Origin of the sequence: Jiangella alba (assembly GCF_900106035.1) — a bacterium.
Classification (GTDB): domain Bacteria; phylum Actinomycetota; class Actinomycetes; order Jiangellales; family Jiangellaceae; genus Jiangella; species Jiangella alba.
Window position 1 is genome coordinate 2,538,685 of record NZ_FNUC01000004.1, and the last position, 22,638, is coordinate 2,561,322.

At 73.2% G+C, this 22,638-nt stretch carries 24 protein-coding genes; 16 read left to right on the plus strand and 8 right to left on the minus strand.

Annotated features, from left to right (window positions below; all coding sequences use genetic code 11):
* Window positions 1-10: 10 nt before the first annotated feature.
* Both BLV02_RS36820 and BLV02_RS36825 read right to left on the minus strand, forming a co-directional pair.
* Complete coding sequence (locus BLV02_RS36820; RefSeq protein ID WP_069114400.1) at window positions 11-796, minus strand: enoyl-CoA hydratase/isomerase family protein; 786 nt, start codon at window positions 794-796, stop codon at window positions 11-13.
* The gene (locus BLV02_RS36825; protein WP_069114399.1) at window positions 793-1,599 is read right to left on the minus strand and encodes a PaaX family transcriptional regulator; all 807 of its coding nucleotides are present in this window, start codon (window positions 1,597-1,599) and stop codon (window positions 793-795) included. The genes BLV02_RS36820 and BLV02_RS36825 overlap by 4 nt, the downstream gene beginning before the upstream one ends.
* 169 nt (window positions 1,600-1,768) lie before the next feature.
* Here BLV02_RS36825 and BLV02_RS29760 point away from each other — a divergent pair, with 169 nt between their 5' ends.
* The 3 genes from BLV02_RS29760 to BLV02_RS29770 all read left to right on the plus strand — a co-directional run bounded on the left by BLV02_RS29760 (window position 1,769) and on the right by BLV02_RS29770 (window position 3,983).
* A complete protein-coding gene (locus BLV02_RS29760; RefSeq protein ID WP_069114398.1) occupies window positions 1,769-1,936 on the plus strand; it encodes a DUF3117 domain-containing protein in 168 nt (55 codons plus the stop codon).
* A 107-nt stretch (window positions 1,937-2,043) separates the two neighbouring features.
* Window positions 2,044-3,621 carry a leucyl aminopeptidase gene (locus BLV02_RS29765; RefSeq protein ID WP_069114397.1) on the plus strand — a complete coding sequence of 526 codons (1,578 nt, stop codon included), beginning with the start codon at window positions 2,044-2,046 and terminating at the stop codon, window positions 3,619-3,621.
* 20 nt (window positions 3,622-3,641) lie between these two features.
* Window positions 3,642-3,983 carry a hypothetical protein gene (locus BLV02_RS29770; RefSeq protein ID WP_069114396.1) on the plus strand — a complete coding sequence of 114 codons (342 nt, stop codon included), beginning with the start codon at window positions 3,642-3,644 and terminating at the stop codon, window positions 3,981-3,983.
* On the opposite strand, the gene BLV02_RS29775 is transcribed toward BLV02_RS29770, so the two are convergent.
* Genes BLV02_RS29775 through BLV02_RS29785 form a run of 3 tightly spaced genes read right to left on the minus strand, consistent with a single transcriptional unit; the run spans window position 3,980 to window position 6,329 of the window.
* On the minus strand, window positions 3,980-4,846 hold the full coding sequence (locus BLV02_RS29775; RefSeq protein WP_069114395.1) for a GNAT family N-acetyltransferase: 867 nt from the start codon (window positions 4,844-4,846) through the stop codon (window positions 3,980-3,982). The two genes, BLV02_RS29770 and BLV02_RS29775, sit on opposite strands and share 4 nt — an antisense overlap.
* Window positions 4,843-5,445 (minus strand): GrpB family protein, encoded by a 603-nt coding sequence (locus tag BLV02_RS29780; RefSeq protein WP_069114394.1) that lies wholly within the window; start codon window positions 5,443-5,445, stop codon window positions 4,843-4,845. The genes BLV02_RS29775 and BLV02_RS29780 overlap by 4 nt, the downstream gene beginning before the upstream one ends.
* Window positions 5,446-5,468: 23 nt before the next feature.
* Window positions 5,469-6,329 carry an alpha/beta fold hydrolase gene (locus BLV02_RS29785; RefSeq protein WP_069114393.1) on the minus strand — a complete coding sequence of 287 codons (861 nt, stop codon included), beginning with the start codon at window positions 6,327-6,329 and terminating at the stop codon, window positions 5,469-5,471.
* A 66-nt stretch (window positions 6,330-6,395) separates the two neighbouring features.
* On the opposite strand from BLV02_RS29785, the gene BLV02_RS29790 reads away from it, so the two are divergent.
* Window positions 6,396-7,064, plus strand: a complete 669-nt coding sequence (locus BLV02_RS29790; RefSeq protein ID WP_216094535.1) for a winged helix-turn-helix transcriptional regulator — start codon at window positions 6,396-6,398, stop codon at window positions 7,062-7,064.
* Here the strand turns inward: BLV02_RS29790 and BLV02_RS29795 are convergent.
* A complete protein-coding gene (locus tag BLV02_RS29795) occupies window positions 7,039-9,315 on the minus strand; it encodes an FdhF/YdeP family oxidoreductase (protein ID WP_069114391.1) in 2,277 nt (758 codons plus the stop codon). The two genes, BLV02_RS29790 and BLV02_RS29795, sit on opposite strands and share 26 nt — an antisense overlap.
* Before the next feature lie 129 nt (window positions 9,316-9,444).
* On the opposite strand from BLV02_RS29795, the gene fdhD reads away from it, so the two are divergent.
* Window positions 9,445-10,245: a formate dehydrogenase accessory sulfurtransferase FdhD gene (fdhD, locus tag BLV02_RS29800; RefSeq protein ID WP_171906864.1), complete on the plus strand. Its 801-nt coding sequence runs from the start codon at window positions 9,445-9,447 to the stop codon at window positions 10,243-10,245.
* Window positions 10,246-10,251: 6 nt separating this feature from the next.
* Here the strand turns inward: fdhD and BLV02_RS29805 are convergent, their stop codons facing one another.
* Window positions 10,252-10,761: a GNAT family N-acetyltransferase gene (locus BLV02_RS29805; protein WP_069114390.1), complete on the minus strand. Its 510-nt coding sequence runs from the start codon at window positions 10,759-10,761 to the stop codon at window positions 10,252-10,254.
* Between the two features lie 70 nt (window positions 10,762-10,831).
* Complete coding sequence (locus BLV02_RS29810; RefSeq protein WP_245737790.1) at window positions 10,832-11,560, minus strand: O-methyltransferase; 729 nt, start codon at window positions 11,558-11,560, stop codon at window positions 10,832-10,834.
* Between the two features lie 109 nt (window positions 11,561-11,669).
* Here BLV02_RS29810 and sigE point away from each other — a divergent pair, with 109 nt between their 5' ends.
* The 11 genes from sigE to BLV02_RS29865 all read left to right on the plus strand — a co-directional run bounded on the left by sigE (window position 11,670) and on the right by BLV02_RS29865 (window position 22,638).
* A complete protein-coding gene (gene sigE, locus BLV02_RS29815; RefSeq protein WP_083289133.1) occupies window positions 11,670-12,311 on the plus strand; it encodes an RNA polymerase sigma factor SigE in 642 nt (213 codons plus the stop codon).
* Complete coding sequence (locus tag BLV02_RS29820) at window positions 12,308-12,886, plus strand: anti-sigma factor family protein (RefSeq protein ID WP_069114389.1); 579 nt, start codon at window positions 12,308-12,310, stop codon at window positions 12,884-12,886. Before sigE ends, BLV02_RS29820 begins: the two co-directional genes overlap by 4 nt.
* Complete coding sequence (locus tag BLV02_RS29825; protein WP_141711818.1) at window positions 12,883-13,989, plus strand: sigma-E factor regulatory protein RseB domain-containing protein; 1,107 nt, start codon at window positions 12,883-12,885, stop codon at window positions 13,987-13,989. The genes BLV02_RS29820 and BLV02_RS29825 overlap by 4 nt, the downstream gene beginning before the upstream one ends.
* A 58-nt stretch (window positions 13,990-14,047) precedes the next feature.
* Window positions 14,048-15,448, plus strand: a complete 1,401-nt coding sequence (locus tag BLV02_RS29830; protein WP_083289132.1) for a S1C family serine protease — start codon at window positions 14,048-14,050, stop codon at window positions 15,446-15,448.
* Window positions 15,449-15,506: 58 nt separating this feature from the next.
* The gene (locus tag BLV02_RS29835; protein ID WP_069114385.1) at window positions 15,507-16,184 is read left to right on the plus strand and encodes a twin-arginine translocase TatA/TatE family subunit; all 678 of its coding nucleotides are present in this window, start codon (window positions 15,507-15,509) and stop codon (window positions 16,182-16,184) included.
* Window positions 16,185-16,726: 542 nt separating this feature from the next.
* The gene (locus BLV02_RS29840; RefSeq protein WP_069114384.1) at window positions 16,727-17,434 is read left to right on the plus strand and encodes a FadR/GntR family transcriptional regulator; all 708 of its coding nucleotides are present in this window, start codon (window positions 16,727-16,729) and stop codon (window positions 17,432-17,434) included.
* A gap of 87 nt (window positions 17,435-17,521) precedes the next feature.
* Window positions 17,522-18,784: an ABC transporter substrate-binding protein gene (locus BLV02_RS29845; protein ID WP_069114383.1), complete on the plus strand. Its 1,263-nt coding sequence runs from the start codon at window positions 17,522-17,524 to the stop codon at window positions 18,782-18,784.
* 28 nt (window positions 18,785-18,812) lie between these two features.
* Entirely contained in the window at window positions 18,813-19,754 is a 942-nt protein-coding gene (locus tag BLV02_RS29850; RefSeq protein ID WP_069114382.1) for a carbohydrate ABC transporter permease, read from the plus strand.
* 4 nt (window positions 19,755-19,758) lie between these two features.
* Window positions 19,759-20,577: a carbohydrate ABC transporter permease gene (locus BLV02_RS29855; RefSeq protein ID WP_069114381.1), complete on the plus strand. Its 819-nt coding sequence runs from the start codon at window positions 19,759-19,761 to the stop codon at window positions 20,575-20,577.
* A 17-nt stretch (window positions 20,578-20,594) separates the two neighbouring features.
* Window positions 20,595-21,389: an SDR family NAD(P)-dependent oxidoreductase gene (locus tag BLV02_RS29860; protein ID WP_069114380.1), complete on the plus strand. Its 795-nt coding sequence runs from the start codon at window positions 20,595-20,597 to the stop codon at window positions 21,387-21,389.
* Window positions 21,390-21,393: 4 nt separating this feature from the next.
* Complete coding sequence (locus tag BLV02_RS29865) at window positions 21,394-22,638, plus strand: enolase C-terminal domain-like protein (protein WP_069114379.1); 1,245 nt, start codon at window positions 21,394-21,396, stop codon at window positions 22,636-22,638.

The following is a 22,638-nucleotide window of genomic DNA, read 5'->3' on the forward strand; positions in this document are numbered from 1 at the left end:
GTCGATGAGGTCAGCGGCCACGGAACACGACCGGTCGCTTGGCCAGGAACGCCTCGACGGCGGCGCGGTGGTCGTCGGTGCCGCCGGTCCACTGCATCATGTCGGCCTCGTGCGCCAGCGACTCGTCGAGGCCGTGCGTCGCGGAGAACTCGAGGGCCTGACGCAGCGCCGCGTAGGCGAGCGTGGGGCCGGCGGCGAGCTCGTGGGCCAGCTCCATGGCCCGCGGCAGGACGTCGGGCGGGGCGACGACCTCGGTGGCGAGGCCCAGCGCCAGCGCCTCGTCGGCGGGCACGGTGCGCGGGCGGAACAGCAGCTCGCGTGCCTTCGCCCAGCCGACCAGCCGCGGCAGCGTCCACGACGACCCGGTGTCGGACGACAGCCCGATGGCGGCGAACGCGAGGTTGAACCCCGCGGTGTCGGCGACGACGCGGAAGTCGCAGGCGAACGCGTAGGACGCCCCGGCGCCGGCCGCGACGCCGTTGACGGCGGCGATGACCGGCTTGCGCATGGTGAGCAGCGCCTTGACCGTGGGGTTGTAGTGCTCGCGCACCGTGGTGGCCAGGCCGGAGTCGCCGGACGCGAGCGCCTCGGCGTGCTCCTTGAGGTCCTGCCCGACGCAGAACGCGCGGCCGGAGCCGGTCAGCACCACGGCGCGCACCGCCTCGTCGGCGGCCGCCGCCAGCACGACGTCGCGCAGCGCCACCTTGGTGGCGGTGTCGAGGCTGTTCATGGAGTCGGGGCGGTCGAGGGTGATGACGCCGACGCCGTCGTCGGACTCGTAACGGACCAGGCTCACTGGTCGGCTCCCTTGGTGGTTCCGGCGGACAGGCAGGCGTCGACGAACCGGCCGGCGGCGGGCTGCAGCCGGGCGGCCTGCTCGTCGAAGAAGGCGGCGGCGTCGTCGCCGGGCCAGACGGCGGGCAGCAGCTCGCGCGGCAGGCCGGGGTCGGTGAACAGGAACTTGCGCCACTCGTGCACCAGCCGGCTGCGGGCGGCGAACGCCTGCTCGTCGGTGGGGTTGCCGGGCAGGGTGTCGAGCAGCCCGCGCGCGTCGGACAGCCACCGCAGGTACGACCGGCCGACGGCGTCGAGGTCCCACGCGCGGCGCACCAGCTCGGCGTCGTCGCCCTGGTGCCGGGCGCTGAACCGCTCGGCCCGCAGCTCCTCGGCGTCGAGCAGCGACCCCAGCTCGGGCGACGCGCGCGCGGCGATCCAGGTGCCGTCGCCGACCGGCGCGTAGCCGAGGTAGGCCAGCCCGTTGCGCAGCCGTTCGCGGGCGGCCCGCTGCGCCGAGCGTTCCGGCACGACGACGTGCCAGCGGCCGTCCCAGTCGCCCCGGCCGTTGGTGCGGTAGATGCGTGCGGCGGCGTCTTCGAGGCGGCGGTCGGCCCGCTCGGTCAGCTCGTAACCGGGCGAGCCGTCGATGCGCACCGGACGCAGCCAGCCCTGTTTGACCATGCGCGACACGGCCGTGCGCACCGCCGGCGCCGCGACGCCGAGCGGGGCGAGCAACCGCACCAGCGCGGCGACCCGGGCCCTGCCGCCACGCGAGCGCACGTGATCGCCATAGAGGTCGAACAGGGCGGATCTGGCGTTCACAGTGCTCCATCCTGCCAGCCCCCACCGACAACCAGTGAGGACATACCGACCGCGGTCTCCCCGCGACGACCAACATGCGGGATAATGACCTCCATCGTGACGCACACGGCTGGTGCTCCCTGGACATCAGGGGGTTTGGGTGTGCGCCTGAAAAGGAAGGGGTGCGCGGATGGCGGCGATGAAGCCGCGGACTGGCGATGGGCCGCTCGAGGTCACCAAGGAGGGTCGCGGCATTGTCATGCGCGTCCCGATCGAGGGTGGCGGTCGTCTGGTCGTCGAGCTCACTGCTGACGAGGCCGGCGCGCTGGGTGATGCGTTGAAGGATGTCGTCGGCTGACGTGTCGTTGCCGTGAGCATTGAATAGGTGCCCTCGTCCGGCGCCGGCGGCGCTGGGCGGGGGCATTACTCTGCCCGGAGGACGGGTAGTCAGGACGAGGAGTACGCGTGTCGGCTGAGAGCACTGTTCGCCCCACCGAGGTCGTGGTCGACGCCCGGCCGCTGCTGGACGCCGAGGCCGGCGTGCTGGCGCTGGCCGTCTGGCCCGACGACCCGTCCGGCGCGGACGGCGACGACGGCGACGACGGCTCGCCGTGGATCGGGCCGGGCGGCGCCGAGGTGGCCGAGGCACTCGGGCTGGACCTGTTCGCCGCGCTCGAACGTGACGGCGGCACCGGCAAGGCCGGCGAGGTCGTGTCGGTGCAGGTGTACGCCGAGGGCCGCGGCGCCGCGAGCGTCGACGGCGAGGTCGACGTCACCCGGGTGCTGCTGGTGGGCCTCGGCGACGGGTCGGCAGCGGCGTACCGGAAGGCCGGCGCGGCGCTGGCCCGGGCCGCCCGCGGCGCCGACCGGCTGGCGTCCGCCGTCACCGCGACGGCCGACGACGCCGCCACGCGGGCGTTCGTCGAGGGCGCCGTGCTGGCCACCTACGCGCTGGCCGGCTTCCGCAGCACGCCCGTTCCGGCGGCGAAGCGGCCGCTCGGCACGCTGGTCGTCGCCGGCGGCGGCGCCCAGGCCGACGTCGTCGCGGCGGCGGTCGCGGTCGCCGGGGCGAGCTGGACCGCCCGCGACCTCGCGCAGACGCCGTCGAACGTCAAGGACCCCGAGTGGCTGGCCGAGCAGGCCCGCCGCATCGGCGCCGAGCACCGGCTCGACGTCCGGGTGCGCGACGAGAAGGCGCTGGCCGACGAGGGCTTCGGCGGCATCCTGGCGGTCGGCCAGGGTTCCGACCGGCCGCCGCGGCTCATCGCGCTGCGCTACGACCCGCCGAACGCCGGCCCGGGCACGCCGCACGTCGTGCTGGTCGGCAAGGGCATCACGTACGACACCGGCGGCCTGTCGCTGAAGCCGCGCGAGGGCATGGTCACGATGAAGACCGACATGACCGGCGGCGCCGTCGTCATGGGCGTCCTGTCGGCCGTGCGCGAACTGGGCGTCGACGTCCGCGTCACCGGGCTGGTCGCGGCCGCCGAGAACATGCCCGGCGCCGCCGCGCAGCGTCCCAGCGACGTCATCCGGCAGTACGACGGCACCACGGTCGAGGTGCTCAACACCGACGCCGAGGGCCGCCTGGTGCTGGCCGACGGCATCGGCTACGCGGTGGCGGAGCTCGAGCCGACGGTCATCGTCGACGTCGCCACGCTCACCGGCGCGGCCACGACGGCGCTCGGCCGCGGCCACGGCGCCCTGTACGCCACGTCCGACCGGCTGGCCGCCGCCCTGCGCGACGCCGGCGAGGCGGCGGGGGAGCGGCTGTGGCGGCTGCCGCTGGTCGACGACTACCGGTTCGGGCTCGACTCCGCCATCGCCGATGTCGCGCACATCGACACCGAGCACCTCGGCGGCGGGTCGATCCTGGCGGCGCTGTTCCTGCAGCGCTTCGTCGGCGACGTGCCGTGGGCGCATCTCGACATCGCCGGCCCGGGGCGGGCCGAGTCCGACAAGGCCGAGTTGGTCAAGGGTGGCACCGGGTTCGGTGTCCGGGCCCTGCTGTACTGGCTCGAGGCCGGCGCGCCGGTCGCCTGACGACCCACGAGGAGGAACCCATGTACGGACTGAGCGTGCGCTGGTCGCTGGCCGAGGCGCCCGACGGCGCCGACGCCGCGCTGCGCGAGTACGTCCACGGCACGTCGCTGGCCCGGTTCACCGGCATGGACGGCCTGCGGTTCAAGACCTGGCGCACACGGCCGGGCGAGTGGTTCGAGGGCACCTACGTGTTCGAGACCGCGGCCGCCCGCGACGCGTTCGCCGCGTCGTTCGCGCAGACGGCCGCGGAGTCGCCCGGTTCGCAGGTGATCGGGTCGGCGCCGGTGCTGCAAGAGCCGTTCGACGTCGTCGCCGTGGCCGAGGGCGGCGCGGGCTTCGCCGCAGGACCGGGACCGGTCTAAGCCTCCCGGACCCGGTCGTGGACCTCGGGGAGGTCCTGGAAGCCGGCCGACCGGTAGGCGGCGACGGCGCCGACGTTGGAGCTGGGCGTGCAGACGAGTGCGCTCGACGACCCCAACTCGCGCAGGGCGGCCGCCGCGGCGACGGTGAGGGCCCGGCCGTAGCCGCGGCCGCGGTGGTCGCGGTGCACGCCGACCGGCTCGAGCAGTCCCGGGCGCCCCGGCCCGGCGGACCACACCGTCAGCGCGCCCACGGCCGCGCCGCCGTCGTCGTACGCGATCAGGCACCGGGCGTCGGCGTACGGCGCCCCGCCGGCCATGGCGTGCCAGCGCTCCTCGGTGAACGTCGACCCGTCGAACGCGCCCTGCTGCATGGCGGCCCGCTCGCCCGCCCGCTCCGGGCCGATCGCCTCGACCCGCACCCCCGGGTCCTCGACCGGCTCGGCGAGGTCGCGGCGCAGCGGCCGCCACGGCTCGTCGAGGCCCCAGCCGGCGTCGGCCAGCAGCTCCTGGAGCGGGGCGTCCTGCGGCGCCTCGACCGAGGCCTTGCCCTCGGGCAGGACGCCGCGGCCGGGACGGATGAGGTCGTCGGCCAGCTGCCGCGCCAGCTCGTCGTCGCGCCGGGCGGCGGGTGCGGTGGTCAGGCGCAGCAGGCTGGGCCCGTCGAGCATCCCGGCGGCGAGAACGCGGCCGTCACGGCTCCAGGTCCGGACGGCCGCGGCCGTGGCCTCGGCGCCGAACCGCCACAGCCACCCGACGTCGCCCGGGTGCAGCTGCATGGGCGCGGTGTCGTGCTGCCACTCCCGCAGCGCGCCGACCACGCCGGCCAGGTCGTCGACGGCGGGGGTGCCGAGCGTGATGGTCATCGGTCGAGCAGCCCCTGCTCGCGGAAGATCTTGTCGTAGATGTCGCGGATCACCGGCTCCTTGTGCCGGTTGTAGTCCGTGACGATGCCGCCGGACGCCGTCGTCTCGGCCGCCGCGCGCAGCTTGGCGTCGCGGTACCGGGCGAGGTCGTCGGGGTGCTCGATCAGCCACTCGCGGAACAGCCGCTGACGGGTCACCTCGGGACACCCGGGACCGAACACGTGCAGGTTGGTGTTCGGGTCGGCGTGCTTGAGCGCACGGTGCTCGTGCCAGTCCGGCTCGCGGATGACCAGCATGAATCCCGCCGCCTCGAGGTCGGGGAGGTAGGCCGGTTCGTCGGCGGGGTCGGCGACCGTGAGGTCGACGTCGATGACCGGCTTGGCCGGCAGCCCGGGCACCGACGTCGAGCCGATGTGCTGCAGTCCGAGGACGCGGTCGCCGAGCGCCGTGCGGATGCGGGCGGCGAGCACCTCGTAGCGGGCCGGCCAGTCCGGGTCGTAGTCGACGACCTCGATGGGGCGCGCCTCGGGGCGGCCGTTCACCCAGATGTCGTCGCCGGGGTTGTCGCGGTGCTCGGTGAGGTCGTCCGCAGGAGGCATGCGGGCACCTTACCCGGGCGTTCTCACGGCGCGGTGTGGGCGACGATCTCGGTGGCGACGGTGTCCCAGACGGCACGCGGCGGGTACTGGTGGCCCATCCCCTCGAGCGCGACCAGCCGGGCGCCGGGGATCTCGCGGGCCAGCGCCTCGCCGTGCGGGAACGGCAGCAGCGGGTCGGCGGTGCCGTGCAGCACCAGCGTCGGCGCGGTGATCTCGGCCAGCCGGCCGCGGTCCAGCTCGCCGCCCTCCAGGATCCAGTGGTTGGTCTGGCTGGCCGCGACGTCCGCGGTGCGGTCGTACATGCGGGTGACGACGGCGCGCTCCTCCGCGAGGTCGGGCGGCAGGGCGCCGTCGAACGGCCGCAGGCCCTCGATCATCGCCTCGACGGCGGCGTCGCGGTCGGACCAGTCCGGCGGCGGGGCCTCGGACGCGAACAACTCGGCGAGCTGCGGCGACATCGGCGGCAGATCGGGGCGGTCCGGTCCGCCGGGGCCGGCCGGGCTGGTCGACTGCAACGTCAGCGACAGCACCCGTTCCGGGTGCAGCACGCCCAGCGTCTGCGCGATGCCGGCGCCCATCGAGATGCCGTAGAGGTGCGCGGCGGTGATGCCGTATCCGTCGAGCACCGCCAGCGCGTCCGTCACGAGGTCGGCCCCGGTGTAGCCGGGCGACCCCGCGGGGTAGCCGGTGGACCGGCCGGTGTCGCGCAGGTCGTAGCGGATGACGAATCGGCCCTCGCCCGCCAGGCGCGAGCAGAACTCGTCCTCCCAGTAGTCCATCGAGGCGGCCGCGCCGCCGATCAGCAGGATCGCCGGGTCGTCCGGCGACCCGAACGCCTCGGCGCACAGCTGCGCGTCGCCGGCCTGGATCATCCGCTCGGTCATCGCCGTCTCCTCACTATGAAAAACGTAGCTAGTGCTATTCTTTCCATAGTTATGAAGGAGGCGCAAGTGACCCGGACCTACGGCGAGGGCTGCCCGATCGCCCTGTCGCTCGACATCGTCGGCGAGCGCTGGGCCCTGCTCGTCGTGCGTGAGCTGCGGCTGGGCCCACGCCGCTACCGCGACCTGCAGGCGGCGCTGCCCGGTATCACCCCGGCCGTGCTGTCGAAGCGGCTCAAGGAGCTGGAGGAGTACGGCGTGCTGCACCGCCGCGAGCTGCCGCCGCCCGCCGCGGCCAAGGTCTACGAGCTCACGGAGTGGGGCGCGGGCCTCGAGCCGGTGTTCCAGGCGCTGGCCCGCTGGGGCGTCCGCTCGCCGGTGCTGCCGCTGACCGGCGAGGTCAGCGCCGACTCCGTCATGCTCGGGCTGCGCACGTTCTTCGCCGAGCTCCCGGCGGCGGACTGGTCGGCGACGTACGAGGTCACGCTCGACCGCGACGTCTACCGGCTGCGGGTCGAGGCCGGCCGGCTGACGGAGCTGGCCCGCGGCCCGGCGGCGGCCGCGCCCGACGTCCTGGTCCGGGCGACGAAGGCGGCCTGGCAGGCGGTGCTCGACGGCGCCGACCCGCTCGACGCCGCCGTCGCGGCCGGCCGGCTCTCCGTCACCGGCGACGTCGAGGAGCTGCGCCGCCTGGTGGCCGCGCCGCGCAAGATCAGGACGTCGCCGGCTCCAGCCTGACGACCACCGACTTCGACGCCGGCGTGTTGCTGACCTCGGCGGTGTGGTCGAGCGGCACCAGCACGTTGGTCTCGGGGAAGTACGCGGCCGCGCAGCCCGGCGCCGTCGGGTACGCCACCACCCGGAACGACGGCGCCCGGCGGTCGCCGTCGGTCCACTCGCTGACGACGTCGACCATGGCGCCGTCGGCGAACCCGAGCGCCGCGAGGTCGGACGGGTTCACGAACACCACCCGGCGGCCGTCGCGGATGCCGCGGTAGCGGTCGTCGAGGCCGTAGATGGTGGTGTTGAACTGGTCGTGCGAGCGGACCGTCTGCAGGATCAGCCGGCCCGGCGGCAGCCGCAGCACCTCGAGCTCGTTGACGCTGAACTGGGCCTTGCCGCTGGCCGTCGGGAAGGACCGGGAGTCGCGCGGCGGGTGCGGCAGCACGAACCCACCGGGCACCGCCACCTTGGCCTCGTAGTCGTCGAAGCCGGGCACGACCCGGGCGATGCGCGAGCGCACCGCCGTGTAGTCGGACGCGAACGCGCGCCACGGGACGCCGGAGTCGCCGCCGAACACCCGCTCGGCCAGGCCGCAGATGATGGCGACCTCGCTGCGCAGCTCGGCGGACGCGGGCTTCAGCGTGCCACGCGACGCGTGCACCGCGCTCATGGAGTCCTCGACGGTGACGAACTGCTCGCCGCCGGCCTGCACGTCGCGCTCCGTGCGGCCCAGGCACGGCAGGATCAGCGAGCGCCGGCCCGGCAGCGCGTGCGACCGGTTCAGCTTCGTCGACACGTGCACCGTCAGCGGCACCGACTGCAGCGCGGCCGCCGTGACCTCGCTGTCGGGGGTGGCCGCGGCGAAGTTTCCGCCCATGGCCATGAACACGCCGACCCGGCCGTCGCGCATGGCCCGGATGGACTCGACGGTGTCGTGGCCGTGCCGCCGCGGCACGCTGAACCCGAACTCGGACTCGAGCGCGTCGAGGAACGCGGCCGGCGCCTTCTCCCAGATGCCCATGGTGCGGTCGCCCTGCACGTTGCTGTGCCCGCGGACGGGGCACGCGCCGGCGCCCGGACGGCCGATGTTGCCGCGCAGCAGCAGGAAGTTGACGATCTCGCGGATGGTCGGGACGGCCTTCTTGTGCTGCGTCAGGCCCATGGCCCAGCAGACGATGACGCTGTCGGCGCGCCGCACCTCGTCGACGAACGCCTCCAGCGCCTCACGCGGCAGCCCGGTGGCGGTGGCGACGTCGTCCCAGTCGAGCGCCTGCCAGGCCGCGACGGCGTCGTCGTAGCCGGTGGTGTACTGGTCGACGAACGCGTGGTCGACCGCGTCGGCGTCGACCAGCATGCGGTTGACCGCCTGGAAGAACGCGAGGTCGCCGCCGAGGCGCACCTGCAGGAACAGGTCGGACAGCAGCGTGCCCTTGCCCACCACGCCGCGCGCCTTCTGCGGGTTCTTGAACGTCTGCAGGCCGGCCTCGGGCAGCGGGTTGATCGCGACGATGCGCGCGCCGCGCCGCTTCGCCTCTTCCAGCGACGTGAGCATGCGCGGGTGGTTGGTGCCCGGGTTCTGCCCGACGATGACGATGAGGTCGGCGTGGTCGGTGATGTCGGTGAGCGACACGCTGCCCTTGCCGACGCCGATGGTCTCGGACAGCGCGGCGCCGGACGACTCGTGGCACATGTTGGAGCAGTCGGGCAGGTTGTTCGTGCCGAGCGCGCGGGCGAACAACTGGTACAGGAACGCGGCCTCGTTGCTGGTGCGCCCGGACGTGTAGAAGACGGCGTCGTCGGGGCTGTCGAGGCCGGTCAGCGCGTCGGCGACGATGCCGAACGCGGCGTCCCAGCCGATCGGCCGGTAGTGGGTGTCGCCGGTGTCGCGCAGCATCGGCTCGGTGAGCCGGCCCTGCTGGCCCAGCCAGTGGTCGGTGCGCCCGGCCAGCTCGGCGACGGTGTGCTCGGCGAAGAACGCGGCGTCGACGCGGCGGACGGTGGTCTCCTCGGCGACGGCCTTCGCGCCGTTCTCGCAGAACTCGGCCAGGTGCGGCTTGCCCGGCTCGGGCCACGCGCAGCCCGGGCAGTCGAAGCCCTTCTGCTGGTTGACCAGCCGCAGTGCCTTGGCGCCGCGGCGCACGCCGGACTGCTCGAGCACGGCGGCCAGGCCGTGCACGACGCCGGGCACCCCGGCCGCACTGGTGGCCGGCCGGCTCACGCGCAGTTCGGCCTCGTCGTTGTCGTCTCGCGGCGCCCGTGTGGTCATGGTCCGACGGTAACGCCCGGTGGACGCGCCCGCCGAGGGGTGGACCGGTCTGGACCAGTACGGGTCGGATCATCCGGAGTGGGTAATGAGGGGGAGACCATTGCGGAGCCTGGACCTTACGGTGGTGCCATGGGGCAGATGACGACTCGACGGCCGGTGCTCCGGCTGCGGCCCGGCCGTTCGGCACAGCGCCCCGACACCCTGGCGGTCGAGGAGCCGTTGCTGGTCCGGGTCGGCGAGCGCATCCTCACCTCCACCATGCGCACCCCCGGCCACGACTTCGACCTCATCGCCGGCTGGCTGGTCGCCGAGGGCGCCGTCACCGACCGCACCGACGTCGCGGGCATGAAGGAGTGCGTCGACGAGCAGAACACCATCGAGGTGACGCTCGCCCACGGGGTCGAGCCGCCGCGGGCCCGCGCGTTCGAGACCACCAGCGCCTGCGGCGTCTGCGGCGCCGACCGCGTGGTCGACGTGCGCGCCTCGCTGCGCTGGCGGCTGGCCGACGACCCCACCCGCGTCGACGTCGGGGTCCTGTCCACGCTGCCCGACCGCATGCGCGCCGAGCAGCGGGTGTTCGACCGCACCGGCGGGCTGCACGCCGCCGGCCTGTTCACCACCACGGGGTCGGTGGTCACGGTCCGCGAGGACGTCGGCCGGCACAACGCCGTCGACAAGGTCATCGGGTCGGCGCTGATGGGCGGGTTGCTGCCGCTGTCGGGGCACGTGCTGCAGGTCAGCGGGCGGGCGTCGTTCGAGCTGGTGCAGAAGGCGGCCGCGGCCGGGCTGCCGGTGCTGGCCGCCGTCTCGGCGCCGTCCAGCCTCGCCGTCGACCTCGCCGACGAGTGCGGGCTGACGCTGGTCGGCTTCGTCCGCGGCGGCGGGATGAACGTCTACACCCACCCCGAGCGGGTGCGCGTCGCGGTGTGACCCGCGTCAGCTCGCCGGCACCCAGTAGCGCAGCTTGCCGTGCCGCTCGTCCTCGAAGACGCCGCCGGCGGCCTCGATGACCTTGCGCGACGCCACGTTGTCGACGTCGCAGGTGACCAGCGCGGGGTCGATGCCGAGCTTGGCCGACCACGGCATCGCCTGCTGCAGCATCGCGGTGGCGTGGCCCTGGCGCCGCGCCGACGGGCGGACGTCGTAGCCGATGTGCCCGCCGTAGTCGCGCAGCCACGGCGTCAGGTGGTGCCGGATGGACAGCCGGCCCAGGAAGAGCAGGCCGTCGACGTACCAGAGATGGGTCGACGGCACCATGCCGCGCGAGCGGTGGGCGTCCTCGCGCTCGTCGTCGATCTGCCGGCGCACGTACGCCGCGAACCCCTCGGGCCGGACCATGTCGGCCAGCTGCAGGTCGTCGGCCCAGCGCGGCTCGTAGCCGGGCTCGCCGACGGCCTCCAGCCACGACTCGTGGACCTCGACAGTAGGGCGGACCAGTTCCGGCACGAGATCTATCGTGCCCGGTTACCGGCCGGTCATTCGCCCGGATGGGGGAATCGGCCGGATTTCGCCGGGGTCAGTCGGGGCGCTTGACCGCGGCGAGCAGGCCGTCGCCGACCGGCAGCAGCGCCGGCACCAGGTGGTCGTCCTCACGGACGAGGCGGACCAGTTCGCGGATCGCGACGGTGTCGGGGTCGCGCTGGGCGGAGTCGGCGACGCGGTCGTGCCAGAGCGCGTTGTCGAAGGCCACCAGGCCGCCCGGGCGCAGCAGCCGCAGCGCCTGCTGCAGGTAGTCGCTGTACTCGGTCTTGTCGCCGTCGCAGAAGACGAGGTCGTAGGCGCCGTCGGTGAGCCGCGGCAGCACCTCGAGCGCCGGGCCGGCGATGAGCCGGGTGCGGTTGGCCGGCACGTTCGCCTCGGTGAACGCCTCGCGGGCCAGCCGCTGGTGCTCGGACTCGATGTCGACGCTGGTGAGGACGCCGTCGGCGCGCATGCCCGACAGGAGGTACAGGCCGGAGACGCCGCAGCCGGTGCCGACCTCGACGACGGTGCGGGCGCCGAGCGCGGCGGCCAGCATGCGCAGTGCGGCGCCGGCGCCGCGGCCGACCGGGACGGCGCCGACTTCGGCGGCGCGCTGCCGGGCCCGGCCGACGATGTGGTCTTCGTCGAGGTACGCCTCGGCGTAGGCCCACGACTCCGGCGTGATGGCGGTGCTGCCCGTGGAAATGACGGCCTCCAGGTCGGAACGTCCTGTGTCGCGCGCGAACTGTGTCAGTCCTGAGCTTAGGCCGTCAAGCATCCGCATCGTGGGATCCGGAACCCCGTCGGCGTCCCGGATCGTTCTGGAGGACAGGGAACGTCGGGAATAGATGGGGGGCTTCCCTGATTGGCCACGAAAGGGGCGATGGGTGACGATGGACGTAGCGCTCGTGCCGACGAGCCGTGTCGAGGAAGGACCCCGGGTGGCCGACGTTGAGACCTGGACGCCGCCGAGCTGGGAAGAGATCGTCCGCGAGCACTCTGGACGGGTCTACCGGCTGGCGTACCGTCTGACCGGTAACGCGCACGACGCCGAGGACCTCACCCAGGACGTCTTCGTCCGGGTGTTCCGTTCCCTGTCCTCCTACACGCCCGGCACGTTCGAGGGCTGGCTGCACCGCATCACCACCAACCTGTTCCTCGACTCCGTCCGCCGCAAGCAGCGCATCCGGTTCGACGCCCTCGCCGACGACGCCGCCGAGCGGCTGCACGGCCGCGAGCCCACGCCCGAGCGCGTCATCACCGACAGCATGCTCGAGGCCGACATCCAGAAGGCGCTCGAGGCGCTGCCGCCCGACTTCCGGGCCGCCGTCGTGCTGTGCGACATCGAGGGCCTGTCCTACGAGGAGATCGCGGCCACGCTGGGCATCAAGCTCGGCACCGTCCGCAGCCGCATCCACCGTGGCCGCGCCCAGCTGCGGGCCGCGCTCGACCACCGTGCGCCCGACGACGCCAGCGCGCTCAGCGTCGGCGAGCACGAGGCCGAGGCGCCGCGTGAACACGGAGACTCCGCATGAAACACCTCGACGAGCGGATCAGCGACCTCGTCGATGACCGCCTCGAACACCACGAACGCGACCGCGCCCTGGTCCACCTGACGGTGTGCGAGCAGTGCCGCGAGGCCGTCGAGCTCGAACGCGACGCCCGCAACGCGCTGCGCTCGCTGCCGGCCATGGCGCCGTCCGACAAGCTGGTCGCCAGCCTGCTGGCGCTGGCCGAGCCCGGCGAGCCGCTGCCGCCCGCCGGGCCGGCGTCGGCCACGCAGCCCGCCCCCGTGGCGGCGTGGCGTCCGCGCGACTCCCGGCCGCCGTCCGGCCCGTCCGGCTCGCGTCCCAGCGGGCGCGCCAGCCGCCGGGTCCGCGCCGTCCGCGTCGTCGCGCTGGGCATGTGCACCACCGGCGCCATGCTCATCCTGCTGGCCTCGCTCGGCGGCACCGGCAACCCGCCGGGCAGCCCCGACACCCCGGTCAGCGTGGTGCCGCCGCTCGAGCAGTTCACCGTCGAGCACGCCCGCTCCACCGGTGGACTGCCGTTCGTCGAGCCGGCGTCGCTGCTGGTCACCACCGACAGCTCCACGGGAGACGGCTGGTGAGCTTGGGCAACCGCGTCGGGCACGGCAGGACCGGCGGGTTGGCCGCCCTGGTCGTGCCGGTCCTGGCCATGCCCCTGATCGTCGGCGCGCTGGCGGTGTTCGTGCAGGCGGTCCCGGCCTCCTCGCGCGACGTCGGCGACGACCCACGGGCGGTCCAGCTGCTCCGGCAGTCGGCCGAGGCCGGAGAGCACGTCTCCTACAGCGGCACCCAGTACGTCTCCACCTGGTCGGCGCTGACCCAGTCCGGCGCGGCCACCAGCGCCGTCGTCCAGGTCCAGCATGCGGCCGGCGGCCAGACCTCGATCAGCCTGCACGACCGCCAGGCGGCCATCCTCGACGGCCGCACCACGTCGCGGTGGCTGGCCGGCGACGACCCCGCCGACCTCCTGCTCGGCGCCTACACCGTCCGGCTGGTCGGCGCCGAGTCCGTCGCCGGGCGCCCCACCGACATCGTCGTGGCCTACCGCGGCGACGGCTCGATCGCGGCGAAGCTGTGGCTCGACCGCGAGACCGCGCTGCCGCTGCGCCGAGAGTCCTACACCAGCGACGGCTACACGCTGTCGGCCAGCGCGTTCGTGACCATCGCCGTCGGCGCGGCGGCCAACTGCTGCAAGGCCGGCGACGGCGTCGGGCCGGCCGCCACCTACGACGACACCGCCTCCATGCTGCGCTGGGACGACATCGAGCAGCTGCGCGAAGACGGCTGGCACTGCCCGAGCTCGCTCGGCGAGGGCCTCGACCTCTACGAGGCGCGGCGGGTCGGCGACGCCATCCAGCTCAGCTATTCCGACGGCGTCATGACGGTGTCGGTGTTCGAGCAGGCCGGGTGGCTCGACCCCGACCAGCTCGACGGCTACGGCACCGCCGACTACGAGGGCGGCGTCGTCTACACCCGCCCCGGCCCGCCGGCCCGGCTCACCTGGTCCAGCGACGGCCGCGTCATCACCGTGGTCGCCGAGGCGCCGCTCGACGCCGTCCGCGACCTGCTGAAGAACCTCCCGCCCGACCCCGCCGCCACCCACGAGGAGAAGGACGACGGCTTCCTCGACCGCATCTCCCGGGGCGCGCAGCGGGTCGGGTCGTGGTTCAACCCGTTCGACTGATCGTCATCACCGGCGGCCGGACGGTGCGTCCAGCGCCGACGACTGGGAGAATGTCGCCATGAAGGCAGGCTGGAGCAGTCTCGGGCCGGCGCCCACCCCGGGCGCCGACCCCTGGGCGGGTGGCTCGTGGCAGTACTCCGACGAGACGAGCCGACCCGCCCCGGTGGCCGGCCCGGCCGCGGCGACGCGGCCCATCGGGCCCGTCGGCAACGGCGCGGCGCCCGACGGGACCACCCGACTCCTGGCGCCCAACGGCTCCCCGGCCACCGCTGCGGCCGGTGCGGGTGCCGGTGCGGGTGCGCCGCCGGTTCTGCCCGTCTTCTCGCCCGTTCCCGGTGCTCCGGGCTCGCCGGGCGCTGCGGGTGACGGCGCCGGGCACCGGCGGCCGCCGAAGAAGCGTCGCGGGCTGGCCACGCTGGGCATCCTGGTGCTGGCGGCGGCCGCGGGCGGGGCCGGCGGCCTGGTGGCCGAGGCCATCGACGACGACGACCCGGGCGGCGGTGGCACCGTCACCGTCATCGGGGCCGACCCCGCGGGCGTGGTCGAGCGGCCGCCCGAGTCCATCGCCGGCGTCGCGGCCACCCTGCTGCCCAGCGTCGTGTCGGTGAGCGTGGCCGACGCGGGCGGGTCCGGCTTCGTCATCTCCGAGGACGGCTACGTCATCACGAACAACCACGTCATCGCGACCGCCGGCGACGACGGCATCGAGCTGGCGTTCACCGACGGCCGCCGGCTCGAGGCCGAGCTCGTCGGCACGAGCCCCAGCTACGACATCGCCGTCCTGCACGTCGACGCCGACGACCTCACGCCGGTCGTCTTCGGCGACTCCGGCTCCGTGGCCGTCGGCGACCCCGTCGTCGCCATCGGCAGCCCGCTGGGCCTCGACGCGACCGTCACCAGCGGCATCGTGTCGGCGCTGGAGCGGCCGGTCACCGCCGGCGGCGAGGACGACCAGTCGTACATCAACGCGTTGCAGACCGACGCCGCGATCAACCCGGGCAACTCCGGCGGCCCGCTGGTCGACGGCTCGGGCCGCGTCATCGGCGTCAACTCCGCCATCGCCAGCCTCGGCATGGGCGAGCAGGCCGGCTCCATCGGGCTGGGCTTCGCCATCCCGATCGAGCAGGTGCAGCGCACGGCGCAGCAGCTGATCGCCGACGGCGAGGCCGTCTACCCGGTCATGGGCGTGCTGCTCGACAACGGCTTCGTCGGCGAGGGCGCCCGGGTGGCCGAGAACGGCGACAACGGCCCCGGTGTCACGCCCGGCGGCCCGGCCGACGAGGTCGGCATCGAGTCCGGCGACGTCGTGGTGGCCGTCGACGGCACCGACATCCGCACCCCGGCCGAGCTGATCGTCCGGCTGCGCGCCCACGAGCCCGGCGACGACATCACCGTCGTCGTCGATCGCGACGGCGAGGAGCTGGAGTTCACCCTCACCCTCGGCTCGGCAGTCGGTTGACGCGGCACGTAGTCTTGCGGGGACGGATGCACGTACGTAACGGACGTGGGGGCCGACTGTGTTCGACATAGGTATCGGCGAGGTGTTCGTGCTGCTCGTCGTCGCCCTGCTCGTCTTCGGCCCCGACCGGCTGCCCGACATGGCGCGACAGGCGGCCGGCTTCGTTCGTGACCTGCGCACCATGGTGGCCAACGCCCGGAAGGACCTCTCCGGCACGGTCGGCGACCTCGGCATCGACAAAGAGGATCTGAAGACCCTCTCCGACCTGCGCAACCCGAAGTCGTTCGTGCGCCAGAAGGTCCTCGACGGCATGGACCTCGGCCTCGACGACGATGACGAGTCGTCGCGGCACACCAACGGCAACGGCAACGGCCGGCCCTCCGCCCGCTCCGCCGCCACCGGCGGCGACCGCACCGGCGAAACCGTCGACGTCCCCCCGGCGTCGGCCGACGTGCCGCCCGAGCCGGAGGCCGACATGCCTCCGCCGCCGATGGAGGACACCCCGGCCGGTCCGCCCGCCCAGCCTGCTGCCTCCGCGTCGGCCAACGGTGCGGCTGCCTCCGCGTCGGCCAACGGTGCGGCTGCCTCCGTGCCGGCCGACGGCGCCGCGGCCTCCGAGCCGTCCGGCGATGGCGCTGTCTCCGCGTCGGCCGCCGATGCCGCCTCGGACCCCGAGCCCGCCCCCGTCCCCGCCGACGCGGCCCGCTCGCCCCGCTTCGACCCCGACGCCACCTGACCCAGGCGGCGTGCGCCGACTTCGACAGCCACCGTTGCGTCCCCGCCCGCCATCGGCCCGCGGAGCACGCTTCCCGCTGTCGAAGTCGGTGGCGGCGACGGTACGAACGCGGCCCACGGCCCGCCGGCCGCGCCCGGCAGCCGGCGCAGAGCCGGCCAGGCCGCGTGCGAGGTGGCCGGGACGCTCGCCAGCCGGACCTGCCGAGACCGCCGGACCTGCGGAGCCTGCCCGACCTGCCGAGCTGGCCCGACCTGCCGAGCTCGCCCGACCTACCGCGTCCGCGGCGCCTGCCGAGCCTGCGCGCCAGCTGGATCCGCCGCGTCTGCCGTGGCCACCGTGCCACCACGCCCGCCGGTCCACGAACCCGCGCCGTCCGCTGCGGCCGGCCCGCAGCCACCATCACCGACCTGCGCCTTCGCCACCCCTGACCGGCCAACGATCGTGACTCGAGGGTCACGACAGGGTCACGACTATCGACAGCAAAGTGATTTAGTGATCTAATCTCTCCCAACGCCGCTAACGACGTCGAAGGGGACGGGGCTGTGACTGCTGGGGAAGCGGGTCGCCGGACGCTGGCTGACGAGCTGGCTGCTGGTGTCGTCGCGCTGATCCGGGAGCGCCGCCTCGAGGCGGGTGCGCAGATGGACACCGTCCGGTCGATGGCCGAGCGGTTCGCCGTCGCGGTTCCGACCATGCGCGAGGCGTTGCGCCGGCTCGAGGCGATGGGCGTGGTGGTGCTGCGGCACGGGTCCGGGGTGTACGTGGGGGAGAACGTGCGCCGATCGGTGCTGCCGAATCCACACGGACCGTTACTGACCAGCGAGAGCCTGGTCGACCTCCTGCTGGCGCGCAGCACCATCGAACCGCCGATCGCGGCCATGGGCGCCACCGTCCGTGACCCTGACGGCGTCGAGCTGATCACCGAGACGCTGCGGGAGGCGGAGCGCTGTCTCGTCGAGCGCAACGAGCGGCTCTGGCTCGTCAACCTCGACTTCCACCGGGCGGTCGCGCAGGCGTCCGGCAACACGGTGCTGGCCGAGGTGGTCGACTCGATCGTGCTCGTACACGCCCAGGAACAGCGCGAGATCCTGCGGTTGCACGGGGACGAGGGCGAGGACTTCGAGGAGCATCGGCGCATCGCGCGGGCCGTGCTGGACGGCGACGCCGACGAGGCGTTCCGTGCCAGCAAGGAGCACCTCGACAACGTCATCGAGGCCATTCGCAGCAGGAGACCCGATTCCGGGCGGTAACCACCGATTGAGGCATACTGCCCTGTCATGGGCACATGCTGCACGGTTACACCCGATGTCATACCTGAATGCTAAGAGGTGAGTCACGTGAGATTGCGTCACACTGGGGTGGCGGCGCTGGCGGCGTCGACGCTCGTCCTGGCCGCGTGCGGGGGCGACGACGACGACGCCGAGGGCGCGAGCGGCCCCGGCCTGATCAACTTCTACACCGACAAGGGTGCCTGGGAGCCGCAGTTCCTGGAGGTGTCCGACGTGTCGGAGACCAGCCTGGGGCTGGGCCTGGAGTTCACCGGCTACTCCGACGCCGAGCAGTACTCGGCGTTCGTCCGGCAGTCCTTCCGCACCGACGACAAGCCCGACCTCTTCACCTGGCACACCGGCAGTGAGCTGGAGGACCTCGTCGCCGAGGACCTGCTGGCGCCGACGTCGGACATCTGGCAGGCCGCCATCGACAACGGCGACGTGCCCGAGGCCATGGAGGAGCACTTCACCGTCGACGGCGAGCAGTACTGCGTGCCGATGAACGCGGCCTACTGGGTCATGTACTACAACAAGCCGGTCTTCGACCAGTACGGCATCGCCGAGCCGACCAGCTGGACCGAGCTGATCGCCGCGGCCGACACCCTGGTGGCCAACGGCGTCACCCCGTTCTACGAGACGAACATCCTGTTCTCGTTCGTCTGGTTCCAGACGCTGCTCGCCGGCACCGACCCCGAGCTGTACAACGCGCTGTCGACGGGCGAGGCCAAGTACACCGACGAGGGCGTCGTCGCGGTGATGGAGCAGTGGCGCGGCATGCTCGAGGCCGGCTACTTCGGTGACCCGGGCGACCAGACCGCACCGCAGGACCAGCTGAAGGCCGGCACGGTCGCCATGATCAACTTCGGCACGTTCCTGAGCGGCCAGCTCAACAGCGTCGACATGGTCTCCGGCACCGACTACGACTTCTTCGTCATCCCGAACGTCAACCCCGACCTCGGACAGACGTCGCTGATCTTCGAGACCGGCCCCATGTGCACCGCGAAGGGCGCCGAGAACGAGACGTCCGCGCTGCAGTACGCGGAGTGGTGGATGACCGACGAGGCGCAGACGGCGTGGGCGAACGCCCGCGGCGACGTGTCGTTCAACCCGAAGGCGCTGGTGCAGGACCGCCTGCTGGCCGACCTGAACACGCAGTCCGGCAGCGGCGACCACCTGCTGCTCGAGCGGTACTTCGAGGCGACGCCGACGCCGGTGCTGACGGCGGCGCTGGACGGCTTCAGCGCGTTCGTCACCAACCCCGGCGACCCGATGCCGATTCTCGAGACGATCGAGGCCGAGGCCGAGGCGTACTGGGCCGAGCAGGGCTGAGGCCCGAGCAGCAAGAGAGGAACGAGCGATGTCCGCGCCGGCCACGGCCGCACCCAAGACGCCGCCCGGCGGCTCGGCACCACCCGAGCCGTCGCGGCGCCGCCGGACCACGTACGGCTGGCCGGCGCGGGGCTTCAGCCTTCCCGCCGTCCTGGTGGTGGCGGTTCTGCTGTACCTGCCGTTCCTCTGGACGACGTGGATCAGCTTCACCGAGTACAACGGCCTCGGCTCGCCCGAGTGGGTCGGCCTGGACAACTACCGGGCGATGTTCGACGACCCGAACTTCGCCACGTCGGTGCGCAACACGCTGATCTGGGTCGTCGGGAGCATCACCGTCCCGGTCGGGCTGGGTCTGCTCATCGCGGTGCTGTCGCACGGGACGCGGTTCGGCAGCTGGTTGCGGCTGCCGTTCCTCATCCCGTACGCGATCTCCGGCGTCGCGGTGGGCGTGGTCTGGAAGTTCGTGCTGCAGAACGGCGGCGGGCTGAGCCAGGCGCTGGACGCGCTCGGCCTGCCCGGCGCCGACCTGCGCTGGCTCAGCGACGCACCGCTGAACACGCTCGTCATGATCGGCGCGGCGGCCTGGCAGCAGAGCGGCGTCAACGCGCTGCTGTTCGTCATCGGGCTGCAGTCGATCCCGCGCGAGCCGATCGAGGCCGCCCGGCTGGACGGTGCGTCCGGCTGGCGGATGTTCCGGCACCTGACCTGGCCGATGCTGCGTCCGCTGACGACGGTGGTCGTCGGGCTCAGCCTGGTGGCGAGCCTGAAGACGTTCGACATCGTCTGGGTCATGACGAAGGGCGGACCGGGCGGCAACGCCGACACCCTCGCGGTGACGATGTACGAGGAGACGTTCGTGAACAGCGCCTACGGTGCCGGGTCCGCGGTCGCGGTGTTCCTCAGCGTCGTGACGTTCCTCGCGGCCATCACCTACCTGCGGCGGCAGCTGTCGCCCGAGCGGGCGGTGTGACCCGATGACCGCGCGCATCCTCCGTCCCACGATCCTGATCGTCCTCGGCCTCATCTGGCTGGCCCCGGTCTACCTGCTGCTGGTCAACGCCAGCAAGGATCCCGCGCAGTACGCCGCCGACCAGGTGTGGCGGCCGATCGGCGACTTCGCCCTGTTCGACAACATGCGCGAGGCCTGGGAGATCGGCGGCCTGGGCGACGCCGTCACCAGCACTCTCATCTACAGCGTCGTCGGGCCCGGGCTGGCCGTGCTGTTCGGCGCCGCCATCGGCTTCGGCATCGTCGCGCTGCGGCTCAGGCACGGCTTCTTCTGGTTCGTGCTGGTCTTCGGTGGCACCGTCTTCCCGCTGCAGATGATCCTGATGCCGCTGTTCGTCGGGTACGTCGAGGCCGGCGTGTACGACACCCGGATCGGCATGATCGCCGTCTACACAGCGATCACCGTGCCGTTCGCGGCGCTGGTCATGCGCAACTTCCTCGGCGGCATCGCGCACTCGGTGTTCGAGGCGGCGGTCATGGACGGCGCCAGCACCTGGCGGATCTTCTGGCGCATCTACCTGCCGATGTCGCTCCCCGCCCTGGTGGCGGTGTTCATCCTGCAGGCCACGTTCGTCTGGAACGACCTGCTGCTGGGTCTGGCGCTGAGCCAGTCCAACGACGTCCGGCCACTGATGACGGCCGCGGCCGCGCTCCAGGACACCTACGGCGGCCTGCAGCTGACGGCGGTGCTGGCCGGCGGCCTGCTGGTGTCGCTGCCGACGGTGGTGCTGTTCCTGTCGACGCAGCGGATCTTCAGCCGGGGCCTCAACCTCGGCCAGTTCTAGGCCCTTGGAGGGTTCCGATGAGAGTGGCCGTGGTCACCGGCGGTGCCGCCGGCATCGGCCGGGCGGTCGTCGAACGGCTGGCCGGCGACGGCGAACTGGTGGTCGCGCTCGACCGCGACGCCGCCGCGCTGGACCGGCTGGCGGCCGACGCCGCCGAGCGCGGCTGGCAGGTGCGGGTCCGGCCACTGGACGTCACCGACGCCGCCGACGTCGAGCGGTGCGCCGCGGAGCTGACGGAGCGGCACGGCAGCATCGACACCCTGGTGTGCGCCGCCGGCATCCAGCGCTACGGCACCGTCGAAGAGACCAGCATGGAACTGTTCGACGAGGTCATCGCCGTGAACCTGCGGGGCGTCTTCGCGGTCTGCCACCACCTGATGCCGCTGCTGCGCGCCGGTGACGGCGGCGCCGTCGTGGTCGTCGCCTCGGTGCAGTCGTACCAGTCGCAGACCCGGGTCGCGGCGTACGCGGCGTCGAAGGGCGCCCTGGTCGCGCTGGTCCGGTCGATGGCACTGGACCACGCGGCCGACGGCGTCCGCGTCAACGCCGTGCTGCCCGGCTCGGTCGACACCCCGATGCTGCGCTGGGCCGCCGGCCTGCACGCCGACGGCCGCCCGGCAGACGACCTCGTCGCCGAGTGGGGCCGGTCGCATCCGCTGGGCCGGGTCGCGCACCCGTCCGAGGTGGCCGACGCCGTCGCCTACCTGGCCGGGCCGCACGCGAGCTTCGTCACCGGCACCGACCTCGTGGTCGACGGCGGCCTGCGGGCCGGCCTGCCGGTGGCCCTGCCCGAGCACGTGAAGGAGACCTGAGCTCGTGAAGATCGTCGACGTGCGCGCCACCACCGTGACGGTGCCCCTGCAGGCGCCGCTGCGGCACAGCAACGGCGCGCACTGGGGCCGGTTCGTCCGCACCATCGTCGAGGTCGAGGCCGACAACGGCCTGGTCGGCCTGGGCGAGATGGGCGGCGGCGGGCAGAGCGCCGAGGAGGCCGTGCGCGGCCTGCGCGACTACCTCGTCGGACACGACCCGGCCCGCACCGAGACGCTGCGGTTCATGCTGGCCAACCCGACGGCCAGCCTCTACAACAACCGCACCCAGCTGCTCGCGGCCATCGAGTTCGCCTGCCTGGACCTCCAGGGCCGGCACCTCGGCGTGCCGGTGCACGAGCTGCTCGGCGGCCGGGTCCGCGACCACGTCGAGTTCGCCAGCTACCTGTTCTTCCGCTATCCGGCGGTCGACGGCAGCGGCGAGGTCCGCACGCCGGAGCAGCTGGTCGCGCACGCCCGCGAGCTGAAGGAGCAGCACGGCTTCACCGTGCACAAGCTCAAGGGCGGCGTCTTCCCGCCCGACTACGAGCTGGAGTGTTACCGGGCACTGGCCGAGGCGTTCCCCGGCGACCGGCTGCGCCACGACCCCAACGGCGCGTGGTCGCCGGAGGAGTCGATCCGGTTCGCCGCGGGCATCGAGGGCCTGCGCAACGACTACCTGGAAGACCCGACGTGGGGCATGAACGGCCTGCGCCGGGTGCGCGAGCGGACCGCGATCCCGATCGCCACCAACACCGTCGTGGTCAACTTCGAGCAGCTGGCCGCGAACGTCCGCGACCCCGCCGTCGACGTCGTCCTGCTCGACACCACGTTCTGGGGCGGCATCCGCCCGTGCGTGAAGGCGGCCGGGGTGTGCGAGACGTTCCAGCTGGGCGTCGCGGTGCACTCGTCCGGCGAGCTGGGCATCCAGCTGGCCACCATGCTGCACCTGGGCGCCGTCGTGCCGAACCTGGCGTTCGCGGCCGACGCCCACTACCACCACCTGACCGGCGACGTCATCGCCGGCGGCCCGTTCCGGTACCACGACGGCGGCATCGACGTGCCGTCAGGGCCCGGGCTGGGCGTCGAGCTGGACCGCGACAAGGTCGCCGAGTACGCCGAGCTCTACCGCGAGCTGGGCGGCTACCCGTACGACCGCGACCCCGGCCGGCCCGGCTGGTACCCGCTGCTACCCAACTCCGACTGGGCCGACCCGTCGGCGGCCGGCCCGGTCGATCTCGGAGGACGCTGA